This window comes from Siphonobacter aquaeclarae (assembly GCF_900103285.1).
GTDB classification, from domain to species: domain Bacteria; phylum Bacteroidota; class Bacteroidia; order Cytophagales; family Spirosomataceae; genus Siphonobacter; species Siphonobacter aquaeclarae.
In genome coordinates this window covers 631248-644354 of sequence record NZ_FNGS01000004.1, presented here as the reverse complement: position 1 = coordinate 644354, position 13107 = coordinate 631248, and the positions used below count along the sequence as shown (strand labels likewise).

Sequence of the window (13107 nt, the reverse complement as noted above, 5' to 3'; positions counted from 1 at the left end):
TTACCGAAAGATATTGGCTCAGTGCCCGGTCGTTTTCGAGAGCAGGTTCATCACCAGTACGCCGGCCACGATCAGCGCCATCCCGACGCAGGCGGCCAGATCCGGTACCTGCTTGAGTACCACCGCCCCGATGACCGCCACCAGTACCACGCCTACGCCCGACCAGATCGCATAGGCCACACTGACCGGCAGGTACCGCAGCGCATGACTCAGAAAGTAGAAAGCCAGCGCATACCCCACCAGCGTCAGCACGCTCGGCCATAGCCGGGTAAACTGGTTGGACGCGCTCAGCGCAGTAGTGGCCATTACTTCGGAAAGAATGGCGGCGGCCATAAAAACGTATTTCATGGGGTATTCAGTTGTTCAAGTAGGGTGATGATCTGCGATTGCTGTTCCTCCGTAACCGTATAAAAGCCGAATACGCCGGCATTCCAGAGCCCGTCGGCTACCAGTACTGTCAGCAGGGAGGCGATACCATTTCCTTCCGGGAGATGCTCCCGGTACCATTCGGTCAGGTGGGTACGGTAATATTCTTCTTTCATGGCGGCCTGAAACAGAAACAACAGCGCACGCCGCCGGTTTTCGGATGCCAGGTCGGTCAGCGCTGCCCGGAAATAGGCCATCGCCGGCGAGATTTCCGGCGATTGCTCCCGCTCCTGCCGGATTGAAGCCGAAAACTGATCGAGGCTTTCCCGGAATAAGGCTTCCTGCAAGGCACTTTTGCTCGGAAAATGGTGGAGTAACCCGCCTTTGCTCAGGCCGGCGCGGGCTGCTACCGCCTCCAGCGTCAGCGCGTCGATTCCCAGCTCGCTGACCATCCCGAAAGCGACTTCCAGCAAGAGCCGCCGGTTCTCCGCCGGCTCCTTCTTCCGCTGATAGCGATTCTTCATTCAGTAAAGATACCGTCTGGACGGTTTCTAAAAAAATATCCGGAATATTTCAGAACCTGCTGACACAGGGCTGTCAGTACCCGGGAGTTCTTTTGAACAAAAAACACGGCTATGGAAAAACTGGATCTCACCAAAACACCTTACTATAAGGCCTCTGCGGCTCCTTCGCTGCACCGTTTCGGCCCGCGGCGGTACCTGTCTGTCACCGGTATCGGCGACCCGTCGTCTGCCGCATTTCGTGAAAAAGTAGGCGGACTGTACGCGCTGATCTACAAGGTAAAATTCGCGGCAAAAGCAGCGGGTGCCGATTTTGTAGTGCCGAAGATGGAAGGTCTCTGGTGGTATGATACAGACAAATACGGCGTACTTCCGCCGGGTGAGACGATGGACAAAGTACCCCGGAGCGACTGGCACTGGCAGATCCTCCTGCAGGTGCCCGAGTACATCACGGAAGAAAATATTGAAAAAGCGCGGGCTACCGTGCTTCAGAAAACGCCTTCGGCCGGTGAGGTTAAATGGGTGGCGGTCGACGAAGGAGAAGTCGTTCAGGTACTGCACATCGGCCCGTATACCGCCGAAGAACCGGCGCTGGAAAAAATCATCCGGTTTATGAAAGACGAATGGCTCGAATCAGCCGGCGAGCACCATGAAATCTACCTGTCCGATCCGGCCAAAACCGAAGAGCGGCGGCTGCGCACCATTATCCGGCATCCGGTGCGCCGGGTCAGCCGGGCTTCGATCTGGCTGGATGCTTCGCCGGAAGTGGTCTGGGACGCCCTCGTTAACCCTGCCAAGGTAAAAGAGTACTTCTTTGGCACGACGCTTGAAGCAACCTGGGAGCCGGGCAGCCCCCTGCGCTTCACCGGGGAGTGGGACGGGCAGGCCTATGAAGACAAGGGCGTCGTCAAGCAGGTCGATCCCGAAAAATACCTTGCCTACACCTACTGGACGGTGTATTTCGGAACGGAAGACCGGCCCGAAAACTACGTCAACATCGAATATTCACTCACGAAAGAGAACAACGGTACCCGCCTCTCCGTCGCCCAGGACGGAAAGAAAGACCGGGCTGCGGCGGAAGAATCCGCCGGTCACTGGGAGCAGGTACTGAACGGCCTGAAATCTTTTCTTGAAAAATAGTCTTCCCTGAAAGCCATCAAAACGAAAACGCGGGCCGAAACCCGCGTTTTTTTATTTTTTGAGAAGCCCCTGCACATCCAGCCAGTCGGCGAAACGCTCAATCCAGCGGTCGGACGGCAGGTGCTGAACCCGCATGCCGAAGCCATGCCCGCCTTTGGAGTACAGGTGCAGTTCCGCCGGTTTTTTCGCGGCGATCCAGTCGTTGTACAACCGCACGGAATGCGGCCCGAGCCCGAGCTGATCGTCGGACGCCGCAAGGAGAAACATCGGCGGCGCGTCGGCCGGTACGCCGTTGCGGATTACCCAGTCGTATTGCAGGTACACCGGCGCCGCAAAATCGGGCCGGGTTTCGGGCGTGTAGTTGTAGGCAACGGACGCCGTGACGGTTCCCCCGGCTGAAAAGCCAATGATTCCGATGCGATCGGGCCGGATACTGTATTCAGAGGCATGCTTCCGGACATATTCCAGCGCCTTCAGGCCATCGGCCATCGCCAGGCGGATTACCGGCAGGGTTTCCGCTTCCCGCTGTTTCGGATTTTCGCGTCGACTGGCGAGCTCGCGGGTGGGGTCGTCGGTTTTGCTTTCGACGAGACGGTATTTCAGGACAAAACAGGTTACTCCCTTCTGATTCAGCCATTTGGCTACGTCGAAACCTTCGCTGTCGATCGACAGCGCCTGAAACCCGCCGCCGGGGCAGATCACCACTGCCGTGCCGTTGGGGTCAGTCGGCCGGAAGACGGTCAGGGTAGGATCGGCGACGTTATAGACGATCCGGGTATTCCATAAATTCTTATTGTTTTCTTTTTCTTTCTGTTTCCAGTGTTCAGAACCCGGAGCCGGGCCGTCGTACAGGCGGATGACTTTTTCCTGAGCAGATACCTGCATTGAAAGGATGAAAAGTGCAGAAGCGAGAAGTTTTTTCATGAAAGAGGAAATCAGAGGTCAGCCAAATGTACATACTTCCTGCAAAGAGAATGTGTGGATATTTTTCTACGTAAATAAAGGCAAAGAAGAATAGCACAACTATTTGCGGTTTCATCGGCAGAACAAACTGAATACTATGATACGACGCCTGATCCTGTTGCTGCTCGCCGCCGGTACGCTGCTTTCCTGCGGAGGCACAAAAACAGATACGTCGGAAAAGACGGCTCCCGCTGCGGAAGCGCCTTCCCCCGAACCTGAAAAAAAAGTATCCTATGATGCGCTGTTTTCCTATGCCAGGGAAGCAGGACTTAGAGCCGATTCCACCGATCCGCAAAAAACGCTCGTCGAGCTCGGTTATGGCCATGCGCCGGTTCCGTTGAAGTATACTGCCCGGAAACTATCGCCCGATTCGGCAGTAGTGGCAAAGGCGTTGCAGGCCTATTCGGAGGAGAAGAAGGACTGGATGGCCGGCCTGGAACCTTCCGACAGTACCTATCTTCTGCTGAAAGAAGCCTGGAAACGCCTGAATACGACCGGGGAGAAAGATAGCGCCGCTGTTGTCGCGCAAACCCTGAACGCCCGGCGCTGGATGCACCGCCAGACGCAAAAGGCTCCCCGATCGGTATACGTCAATACCCGCGGTGCATACCTGGTGGGCCGGGATTCTGCCGGAAATAATGTGCTTCGGATGCGGGTGGTTGTCGGCAAGCCCGACAAGCCGACGCCGGCCATGGATACCTATGCCACACAGCTGATCACGCACCCGTACTGGAACGTCCCGCGGAGTATCGCGGTGGAAGAGATGTTACCCAAAATACAGCGGGATGCCCGTTTTCTCGAACGGAATAATATAGAAGTTATTGACGCAAAGGGAAACCTGGTCGACCCGGAGTCGGTTCGGTGGGGAAAACTGTCCGTTGCGAAATTCCCCTACCGCCTGAGGCAGGATACGGGCGGAGATAATTCACTCGGTCTGCTCAAGGTAGAGCTGAAAAATCCGCTGGCTATTTACCTCCACGACACCAACGCCCGCTACCTGTTTGCCCGCCAGAAGCGCTGGCGAAGCCACGGCTGCGTACGGGTACAGCACCCGGCCGATCTGGCGAATTTTCTGGCTGGCAAGCCATTGCTCGATTCCGAAATGTTTACAGAACCAAGCGATAAAGAGCCGCCGAAGGCCCACCGGCTTCCCGAGCGGATTCCGGTATTCCTGCTGTACCTCGGCGCGGATATCGACGAAAACGGAAAGCTCGTCTTTTATCCCGATGTATACGGGTGGGACAAAAAGGGCGAGTGAGACAGGTAATCGGCTGACGGTGCGTATAAAAACAGCCCCGCGCCGCCCTTCAGCAGCCCGATCAGCTTTTTGTGTTCAGCCATGGATACCGCCGGACAACCGAAGCTGCGGCCCAGGCGGCCGGTCTGCCGGATAAACGACTCGCTGACATAATCGGCGCCGTGCAAGACGATTGCGCGTTGGTAAGCCAGGTCGTTTACACCTTTTTCCAGTCCCTCCAACTTGAGCGACAGGCCATGCTTGCCCTGATACGTGCCGAGCGTCCGGTAAAAACCCAGGCTGGACTGGTTGGAAGATTCCCGGTTGGAAAAACGCGTGGCAAATTCCGACCCGGAATTGATCCCATGCGCAACATAGGTCTGATAGAGCAGCTTATGCCGGACCATATCCAGGATGTAAAAACGTTTGCGGGTAGAAGACTGGCTGAAGTCCGCGATGGCGACGACCGAATGCTTCAGCGAAATCTTCCCGAAACCCTGCCAGGCATAAAAAAAGGCTTCTTTGGAGAGCCCGGAGCCGGAAAGCCCGAAGGAATCATACTCGGCCTCCCAGGTGCGGGCCGTTTCTTTCGGGACTTCTGCCGTGAAGAACAGCAGAAGAGACAAAACGATGGACTTTAACATAGGCGGCGGATACCGGTAGTGAAAGTAAATCGGTTAGATAAACGGTTCGTTATCAAGGGTAATTGCTTACGGACGGAAAAAGTTTCCGGGCAGACAGCGGTCTTCCCCTGAAATGGGTGATTTTCATGGAAACCGGTATGGTTTCCAACGTGGGGAAGGGTTCAGGGGTCTTTTCACAAACCTCCTCACGATGAAATACCTCTGCTCCTTTTTTCTGCTCTTTTTCGCGCTGCTGGCGTGTAAAAAGAGCGATGACAAAATCGATAATCCCCTGATCGGGAATTGGAAACTCGTTCAGATACAGGCGGATTCGGCGTGGAAAACCTTCGGTTCGAGCCACGTGCTGACGCTTTCGTCGACCGGTGTTGCCAGCTACGCCGGCGTACGTGACAGCCTCCGGATCGGTTCGCTGTATGACCGGTATACGATGCAGGAGAACCGGAGTATCTGGTTTCGTCCGTCAAACGAATTCATGTCCACCGCTCTTTCCGTTCAATATACCCTCTCACGGGATACGCTTACGTTTCAGCTGAACGGTGCCAAAGACCGGGCACAGCGTTACGTTCGCCAGCGATAATCTGCCTGCTAAACCTCACAATCATGAAATACTTTTCCCTCGTATTGCTCGCCGCAGCCGGACTGGCCGCCTGTAAAGGAAAAAAAGAAGACCCGCCGGCTGTAGCCGGTTCGTGGAAACTCGTTCAGGTGCAGGTCGCTTCGGCCTGGAAACCCTACGCAGCTAATCATATCCTGACGCTGACAACGGAAGGTACCGCTGCGAATACCGGCGCCCGGGATAGCCTCGGCATCGGTACGGCGTATCAGCGCTACAACATGGCGGATGCTTCGCGGGTGGTTTTCCGTCCGGCGAACGAAGGTATGTCGAACCTGTTGTCGGTCAGCTACGCGTTTTCCGGCGATACCCTGACGTTTCTGGCGCAGGGGTTCGCCGCCGGGCAACGCTACCTTCGTCAGAAATAAAGTCTTTGTTTCGTACAAAAAGTCCTGCCGCTATTTCACGATACGGCAGGGCTTTTGTTTTTTTGCGGGTAGGAGAAAATCCTCTAAACTAAGCTCATGCAACGTCGAACCTTTGTGAAAAACCTGGCGGCTACCGCCGGTGCCTCTACGATAGGCGGACTGTCAGAAGTCTCGTCTGCCGCCGCTCCGAAACAAACCTTCAAACTCAAGTATGCCCCGCACTTCGGTATGTTCCAGAACCTGGGGGGTAAAGACCTGGTCGACCAGCTTAAATTCATGCACGATCAGGGGTTTGTAGCGCTGGAAGACAACGGGATGACGGGGCGCCCGGTCGAAGAACAGAAGAAAATCGGCGATACCATGGCCAAACTGGGTATGCAGATGGGCGTGTTTGTCCTCGACAAAGGCGGCAACTCTGCCAATACCCTTGCTGCGGGCAAGCAGGAACACGTCGATATTTTCCTGAAAGGCGTGAAGAATGCGATTGAAGTCGCCAAACGCTGCAATGCCAAGTTCATCACGGTCGTACCCGGGGATTTCGAGCGAAACCTGCCCATCGGCGTACAGACCGGCCACGTCATCGACGCGCTCCGCCGCGGCGCCGAGCTTTTCGAGCCTCAGGGTCTGGTAATGGTGCTCGAACCGCTGAGCGATTCGCCGAATCTGTTCCTCCGCACGTCCGATCAGACGTACGAAATCTGCCGGGCGGTCAACAGCCCTTCCTGCAAGATCCTGTTCGACATCTACCACATGCAGAAGAACGAAGGCCATATCATTCCGCACATCGATTGGGTGTGGAGTGAAATCGGCTACTTCCAGCAGGGAGATAACCCTGGCCGCCGCGAACCCGGATCCGGAGAGATCAACTACCAGAACGTCTTCAAGCACTGCTACAAAAAGATGCAGGAAACCAAGAAAGACTTCATCTTCGGCATGGAGCACGGTATTTCCGGCAGCGGCGCCGAAGGCGAGAAAAAGCTCATTGAAGCGTATAAATGGGCAGATAATTTTACCGTCTGATGATTGGAAAAGCAAAAAGAAGTACCCTCCGGTACTTCTTTTTGCTTTTCCAATCATCAGACGGAGAGCTGTAAGCTTTAAGCCATAGGCTTTAAGCAAAAAGCATGAATACGGGCCGCTGCTTAAAGCCTATGGCTTAAAGCTTACAGCCTTTTCTACGCTTTTTCCCTTGCAATTCGTTTAATAACTACGGATATTATCACCGTTAAACCGGGGGGAAACGTCCCCTTCTTACTCGTATGATTTACCGCAGATTTGGCCGTACCGACTGGCCCGTTTCCGAGATGGGTTATGGCATGTGGGGCCTTGCCGGCTGGACCGGTTCTGATATTGAAGAAGTAAACGAGTCGCTCGACCGGGCCGTGTCACACGGTTGTAATTTCTTCGACACCGCCTGGGGCTACGGCGCCGGCAAGAGCGAGGAAATTCTCGGCGGGCTTATCAAGCGCCACCCTGAAAAACGCCTGTACGCAGCCACCAAGATTCCCCCGAAAAACTTCAAGTGGCCTTCCCGGCCGGAGTACAGCCTGGCAGACTGCTTTCCTGCCTCCCACATCGTTGAATACACCGAAAAAAGCCTCAAAAATCTCAACGTAGAGCAGATAGATCTCCAGCAGTTTCACGTCTGGGAAGACAGCTGGGCCGATCAGGATGAATGGAAGGAAGCCATTCAGCAGCTCACCAAAGAAGGAAAAGTTGCCCACTGGGGCATCTCCGTCAACCGCTGGGAGCCGGACAATGTCCTCAACACCCTCCGGACGGGGCTTATCTCGTCTGTGCAGGTTATCTACAACATCTTTGATCAGGCTCCGGTAGACAACCTGTTCCCGCTTTGCAAGGAACTCGACGTGGCGGTTATCGCCCGAGTTCCGTTCGATGAAGGAACACTGACCGGTACTTTGACAAAGGAAACGACGTTTCCGGCGGACGACTGGCGCTCCACCTATTTCGTCCCCGAAAACCTCAACGCGAGCGTCGACAAGGCCGAAGCCTTGCGGCCGCTGATTCCGGCAGGTATGACCATGCCGGAAATGGCTCTCCGGTTCATCCTCAGCAACCCGGATGTGGGAACCATTATCCCGGGTATGCGCCGGCTCCGGAATGTCGACGCCAACATGGCCGCGTCGGATGGTCAGGGCCTGTCTGCCGGACTGCTCGAACAGCTCCGTCAGCACCGCTGGGACCGCAAACCGACCAAATGGAGCCAGTAGCCTGCCCGTGTCGGGGTAGGCGAGGCAGAACAGCGTCTCATAGTTAAACGCGGCCGCACCGGCCGCTACCTTTCATGAAAAAAGTTGTCACCTTCGGCGAGGTCATGCTCCGGCTCAGCACGCCCGGCTTCGCCCGTTTTGTACAGTCCACCAGCCTGAATGTTAATTTTGGCGGAGGGGAAGCCAACGTGTCGGCAGCACTGGCTTACCTTGGTGTTCCGGCCAGCCACGTCACGCAGTTTCCGGATAACGACTGGGGCTACGCAGCGGCAGCGGCCTACCGGCGCTACGGCGTGGATACCCGGGATATTCTCTTTCAGGGCGATCGCATCGGTACCTACTTTCTCGAAACAGGCGCTATGATGCGCGCAAGCCGGATTATCTACGACCGGACCAACTCGGCTTTTGCCCAGCTGGACCCGGCGGCGTTTAACTGGGAAGAAATCCTCGCCGATGCCCGGTGGTTCCACTTTACCGGGATTTCCCCGGCGATTTCCGAAGGGGCATACCTGGCATGCAAGCAGGCTGTCGCGACGGCCAACCGGCTGGGTATCACAGTTTCGGCCGACGTCAATTCCCGCAAGAACCTCTGGAAATGGGGGCGCGAAGCCGCGGATGTCATGACCGAACTCACGGAAGGTTGTGATATCATTGTTTGCGGAAAAGGCGATGCCGAAGAACTTTTCGGTATCGTTCCGGTTAACAATGAACCAGGGTTTGTGTCGGTCTGCAAACAGATTCAGAAGCGGTTTCCACGGGTGAAGAAGGTCATCAATACGAAGCGCGGATCGGTTTCTGCTACGAACAATACCCTTTCCGGCCGGATTTGGAACGGTGAACGCCTGTTCCAGACACCTGTTCATGAAATGTTTCCGATGGTCGACCGCATCGGTGGCGGAGACGCCTTCATGGCGGGCTTTATCTACGGACAGGTCAACGGTTTCACCGACCAGAAATCCATAGACTTCGCTACCGCCGCGGGTGCGCTCAAGCACAGCGTCGAGGGCGATTTCAACCTGGTGACGGTCGCCGAAATCGAAACCGTCATGAGCGGAGACGGCAGCGGCCGCCTCAGCCGATAATTTTTCGACAACAGAATTAATCAATATGGCAAGTTTCACCCGGCTTCAGGTATACCAGACGCTGCTGGAAAATCCGATTATGCCGATTTTCCACCACGCTGACCTTGAAGTCTGTAAAAAAATTCTGACCGCCTGCTACGAAGGCGGCATCCGGATCTGCGAATTCACCAACCGCGGGGATTTCGCACATGAGACCTACTCCGAACTCCGGAAATTCGGGAAGAAGAATTTCCCGGATATGGTGATCGGTGCGGGTACCATCATGGACGCCGCTTCTGCGACACTGTTTATTCAGCTGGGCGCCGACTTTGTCGTCGCGCCGGTCCTCCAGCAGGAAGTCGCGATTACCTGCAACCGCCGGAAAATCGGTTGGATGCCGGGCTGTTTTACGCTTTCCGAGATTTCCCAGGCAGAAGAATGGGGCGCTGAAATCGTGAAGCTTTTCCCGGGTCAGGCGACCTCCCCCGAGTTTGTCAAGGCAATCAAGGGCCCGATGCCGTGGACCGATATTGTCGTGACGGGTGGCGTTGAACCTACCGAAGCCAGTCTGAAAAGCTGGTTCGATGCCGGCGTACGCGGCGTAGGGATGGGTTCACAGCTTTTCCCGAAAAAACTCGTCGAAGCCAACGAATGGACGGCGGTAGCCGAACGGATAGCCGAAGCGGTCCGGGTGGCGAAGTCAGTGCAATAGTGCAGAGGGCATGGAGCATGGAGCAGAGGGCTTTCGCCCCATGCCCTCTGCTCCATGCCCCAAGCTTTTTAAATGTTGAAAGTAGTCGTTCTCTTCAGTACCACGTTTCTCATCAGCTTCCTGGGGTCCATTCACCCGGGGCCGGTCAATCTGTCTGTGATTCAGGCAGTATTGAGGAAAAATTTCCACGCTGCGCTGTGGATAGGTCTCGGTGGGGCGTTGGTAGAAATACCGTATGGTTTTGTGGCGCTCCAGGGAGTACGGTTGATCGAACGCTATCCCTACTGGTTCAATCGGCTCCAGTTGCTCATGATTCCGGTGATGATCGGCATGGGCGTCGTCACGCTTTTGCGGCAGGCGAAAACCGATGTCCCGGAACCGGAGCAGAAATCGGTTTCCTTCTTCAAGGGCGTCGCCCTTTCGGCCCTTAACGGGCAGCTACCCGCCTATTGGTTTGCGATTTTACTGACATACAGTGGCTATCCCCTGCTCCGGGTAGGAGATCGCTATGATCAGATCGCGTTTCTTGCCGGCGCTTTCCTCGGGGCTTTTCTATTGCAATACACGTATGCCAGGCTTACGGCGCGTTATCAGCACCGCATCCTCCGCCACCTGCGCGTGGAGTGGATGGAACGTCTCATCGGAATACTTTTTATCGGGGTAGGGCTTTGGCAGGGAATTTTGTACCTTCTCAGAAACCAATAATGACCCCGTTTCTGTTTGAGGAACAGGGTATTCCGGAGGAAAAATGAAGGTGCTGTTTCTGTTTGCCGCGGCGTTTGCCGTCGGTTTTTTCGGATCGATGTATCCGGGACCGGTGAAGTTAAGCGTGGTCCAGTCGGTCATCCAGCGCAACCTGCGCGTGGGCGTATGGGCGTCGGTCGGGGCATCACTGCCGGAGATTGCCGGTAGTGTCCTGGCGATCCACGGCGTACGCTGGCTGCAGGATGTACCGGATATACTGATCTGGTTTCAATGGTCAGCGATACCGTTGCTGCTGCTGATCGGCTGGCTGATTCTCCGGAAAAAAACCGCGGAGCAGGAGCAAACGGAAGAAGACTCCCTTCCCGCCGACGGTTCGGCCTTTGCCCGCGCACTCTTTCTCAACCTGTTCAATCCGCAGCTGATACCGTTCTGGCTCGTGACGGCCGTCTGGTTCAACAGCAAACCGGGACTGGCCCTGAATACCTTTTCAGATGAGCTGGCATTTGTGGTCGGCGCGACGGCCGGTTCCTTTTGCATGAACGGCGTCTACGCGATGATGACAGATCGCCACCGCGACCGCATCCTGGACCGCGTCAACCCGCATACCATTCAATTACTCATGGGCTGGGGGTTCATCGCGCTGGGCGTGTGGCAGGCGGTTCAGGCGTTTGCCTGATCGTCTTCTTCAGAAGTAATTTCTTCGCTTTGTAACTGCTTGTCGTACAGTTCTTTGTAGAGGCCGTTGCGGGTCATAAGATCCTCGTGCGTACCCTGTTCGACAATCTGCCCGTCGTCGAGCAGTACAATCTGATCGGCGAGCCGCGCCGACGAAACCCGGTGGCTGATGATGACCGACGTACGGTTGTCCATGATGCCTTTCAGGTTGTCGAGGATGGTCGCTTCGGTCTGGGTATCAACCGCCGAAAGGCAGTCGTCGAGGATGAGTACCTTCGGTTCCCGCGCGATGGCCCGGGCGATGCTGAGGCGCTGTTTCTGTCCGCCGGAGAGGGTAATACCCCGTTCGCCGATTTTCGTCCCGAAACCTTCCGGAAAGTCCTGGATATTGCCGTAGAGATCGGCGTCTTTGGTCGCCTGTACCACTTTTTCTTCCGAAAGCTGCGGCAGGCCGAAACGGACGTTATTTGAAATCGTTTCGGAGAACAGAAAAACATCCTGCGGTACATAACCCATCTGCCGTCTCAGATCGTGCAGGTCGTAGGCCTGGATAGGCTCGTTGTCGATGCGGATCGTTCCGGACGATACGTCGTACATCCGCAGCAGCAGGTTGGCCAGGGTACTCTTTCCGGAACCGGTACCGCCGAGAATGGCGACCGTCTGCCCGGCTTTGACATGCAGGCTGAAATTCTTCAACGCGATGATACCCGAGTCGGGATAAATAAAGGTCACGTGTTCAAAACGAAGGTCACCGGCGATGTCTTTCTGCAGGTTTTCGGTCGAAACGATTTCCGTTTTTTCCCGGAGAAATTCATTGATACGCTCCTGGGAAGCTGCTGCCCGCTGGGTTTGGGAGGTAGTCCAGCCGAGGGCCGTCACCGGCCAGGTCAGCATGTTGACGTAAATGAGAAACTCGGCGATATTTCCGGGTGTCAGTCGGCCGGCGATGACTTCCTGCCCGCCGACGTACACGCAAAGCACGTTTGAAAGCCCGACCAGCAGGAAAATCAGCGGGGTAAATAATGCGTCTACTTTCGTCAGGTTCAGGGATTTATGCCGGTAGCTGTCGGATTGTTCCGCAAACTGCTTCGTCGAAAACGTTTCCTGGACATAGGCTTTCAGCACCCGGATACCGGAAAAGGCCTCCTGCGCATTGGTAGAAAGCTGGGAGAGGTTCCGCTGGATTTCTTCCGAACGCTTGTTGATAATACTTGACACGAAGAAGATACTCACCGACAAAACCGGTAGCGGCAGCAGTACATACATCGTCAATTTCGGGCTGACAGAAACCATGTAGCTGATCACCATGATGAAAAGGGTAATCAGGTTGAGGCCGTACATGATACTGGGACCCACATACATCCGGACTTTGGAAACGTCTTCGGAGATACGGGCCATGAGGTCGCCCGTGTTGTGCCGGCGGTAAAAGCTCAGCGGAAGAGTCTGGTAATGCGCGTAGATTTCGCTTTTGAGGTCGTACTCGATCATCCGCGACATCACAATGAGCGTCTGGCGGACGAGGAAGAGAAATACGCCCTTCAGGAGCGCCATCGCGATAATCAGCAGCCCGTATACCAGGATATTGAAAGCGAAACTCTCGTACATCGAAGCCTGCACCTTCGTCCCGTCAAAAAGCGAATACAGATCGAGTGTTTCTTTGACGAGGTCGAGGGCATGCCGGACGATTTGCGCCGGAATAATGCCGAATAAGTTCGAAATAACTGTGAAAAGGGTGCCTAATAAAAGCATGCCTTTGTACTTCCACAGGTATTTGTTGAGGTATGCAAGTGATTTCAAGGTAGTTGTCGTCGATAGTCCGCCCGTAGTTCAGACAAACAAAGATAATGCGGAAAGGTTCGTTGGTGGCTATG

Annotated in this window: 15 protein-coding genes; 10 read left to right on the top strand and 5 right to left on the bottom strand. The window is 55.3% G+C overall.

Annotated elements, in window-relative coordinates; all coding sequences use genetic code 11:
• Positions 1-18 precede the first annotated feature (18 nt).
• Entirely contained in the window at positions 19-348 is a 330-nt protein-coding gene (locus tag BLR09_RS13065) for a DMT family transporter (RefSeq protein ID WP_093202684.1), read from the bottom strand.
• Positions 345-890 carry a TetR/AcrR family transcriptional regulator gene (locus BLR09_RS13060; RefSeq protein WP_093202682.1) on the bottom strand — a complete coding sequence of 182 codons (546 nt, stop codon included), beginning with the start codon at positions 888-890 and terminating at the stop codon, positions 345-347. Before BLR09_RS13060 ends, BLR09_RS13065 begins: the two co-directional genes overlap by 4 nt.
• 111 nt (positions 891-1001) lie before the next feature.
• On the opposite strand from BLR09_RS13060, the gene BLR09_RS13055 reads away from it, so the two are divergent.
• Positions 1002-2027: an SRPBCC domain-containing protein gene (locus tag BLR09_RS13055; RefSeq protein ID WP_093202679.1), complete on the top strand. Its 1026-nt coding sequence runs from the start codon at positions 1002-1004 to the stop codon at positions 2025-2027.
• Between the two features lie 51 nt (positions 2028-2078).
• Here BLR09_RS13055 and BLR09_RS13050 read toward each other — a convergent pair whose 3' ends face one another.
• Positions 2079-2951 (bottom strand): alpha/beta hydrolase, encoded by an 873-nt coding sequence (locus tag BLR09_RS13050; protein WP_093202677.1) that lies wholly within the window; start codon positions 2949-2951, stop codon positions 2079-2081.
• Between the two features lie 136 nt (positions 2952-3087).
• Here BLR09_RS13050 and BLR09_RS13045 point away from each other — a divergent pair, with 136 nt between their 5' ends.
• Positions 3088-4248, top strand: coding sequence for a L,D-transpeptidase family protein (locus BLR09_RS13045; protein ID WP_093202674.1), 1161 nt, complete (start codon positions 3088-3090; stop codon positions 4246-4248).
• Here BLR09_RS13045 and BLR09_RS13040 read toward each other — a convergent pair.
• Positions 4209-4871, bottom strand: a complete 663-nt coding sequence (locus tag BLR09_RS13040; protein WP_093202670.1) for a murein L,D-transpeptidase catalytic domain family protein — start codon at positions 4869-4871, stop codon at positions 4209-4211. The genes BLR09_RS13045 and BLR09_RS13040 overlap by 40 nt on opposite strands.
• A 190-nt stretch (positions 4872-5061) precedes the next feature.
• Here BLR09_RS13040 and BLR09_RS13035 point away from each other — a divergent pair, with 190 nt between their 5' ends.
• The 8 genes from BLR09_RS13035 (at position 5062) to BLR09_RS13000 (ending at position 11237) form a co-directional block, all read left to right on the top strand.
• Positions 5062-5448 (top strand): hypothetical protein, encoded by a 387-nt coding sequence (locus BLR09_RS13035; RefSeq protein ID WP_093202668.1) that lies wholly within the window; start codon positions 5062-5064, stop codon positions 5446-5448.
• 23 nt (positions 5449-5471) lie between these two features.
• Positions 5472-5852: a hypothetical protein gene (locus BLR09_RS13030; RefSeq protein WP_093202665.1), complete on the top strand. Its 381-nt coding sequence runs from the start codon at positions 5472-5474 to the stop codon at positions 5850-5852.
• A gap of 96 nt (positions 5853-5948) precedes the next feature.
• A complete protein-coding gene (locus BLR09_RS13025; protein ID WP_093202663.1) occupies positions 5949-6872 on the top strand; it encodes a hydroxypyruvate isomerase family protein in 924 nt (307 codons plus the stop codon).
• A gap of 239 nt (positions 6873-7111) precedes the next feature.
• Entirely contained in the window at positions 7112-8083 is a 972-nt protein-coding gene (locus BLR09_RS13020) for an aldo/keto reductase (protein ID WP_093202660.1), read from the top strand.
• A gap of 74 nt (positions 8084-8157) precedes the next feature.
• Positions 8158-9165 (top strand): sugar kinase, encoded by a 1008-nt coding sequence (locus BLR09_RS13015; RefSeq protein WP_093202658.1) that lies wholly within the window; start codon positions 8158-8160, stop codon positions 9163-9165.
• 25 nt (positions 9166-9190) lie between these two features.
• Positions 9191-9856 carry a bifunctional 4-hydroxy-2-oxoglutarate aldolase/2-dehydro-3-deoxy-phosphogluconate aldolase gene (locus BLR09_RS13010; protein ID WP_093202655.1) on the top strand — a complete coding sequence of 222 codons (666 nt, stop codon included), beginning with the start codon at positions 9191-9193 and terminating at the stop codon, positions 9854-9856.
• 72 nt (positions 9857-9928) lie between these two features.
• Complete coding sequence (locus tag BLR09_RS13005; RefSeq protein ID WP_093202653.1) at positions 9929-10561, top strand: LysE family translocator; 633 nt, start codon at positions 9929-9931, stop codon at positions 10559-10561.
• A gap of 43 nt (positions 10562-10604) precedes the next feature.
• Positions 10605-11237 (top strand): LysE family translocator, encoded by a 633-nt coding sequence (locus tag BLR09_RS13000; RefSeq protein WP_093202650.1) that lies wholly within the window; start codon positions 10605-10607, stop codon positions 11235-11237.
• Here BLR09_RS13000 and BLR09_RS12995 read toward each other — a convergent pair.
• Positions 11222-13033, bottom strand: a complete 1812-nt coding sequence (locus BLR09_RS12995) for an ABC transporter ATP-binding protein (RefSeq protein WP_245689925.1) — start codon at positions 13031-13033, stop codon at positions 11222-11224. The genes BLR09_RS13000 and BLR09_RS12995 overlap by 16 nt on opposite strands.
• Positions 13034-13107 lie beyond the last annotated feature (74 nt).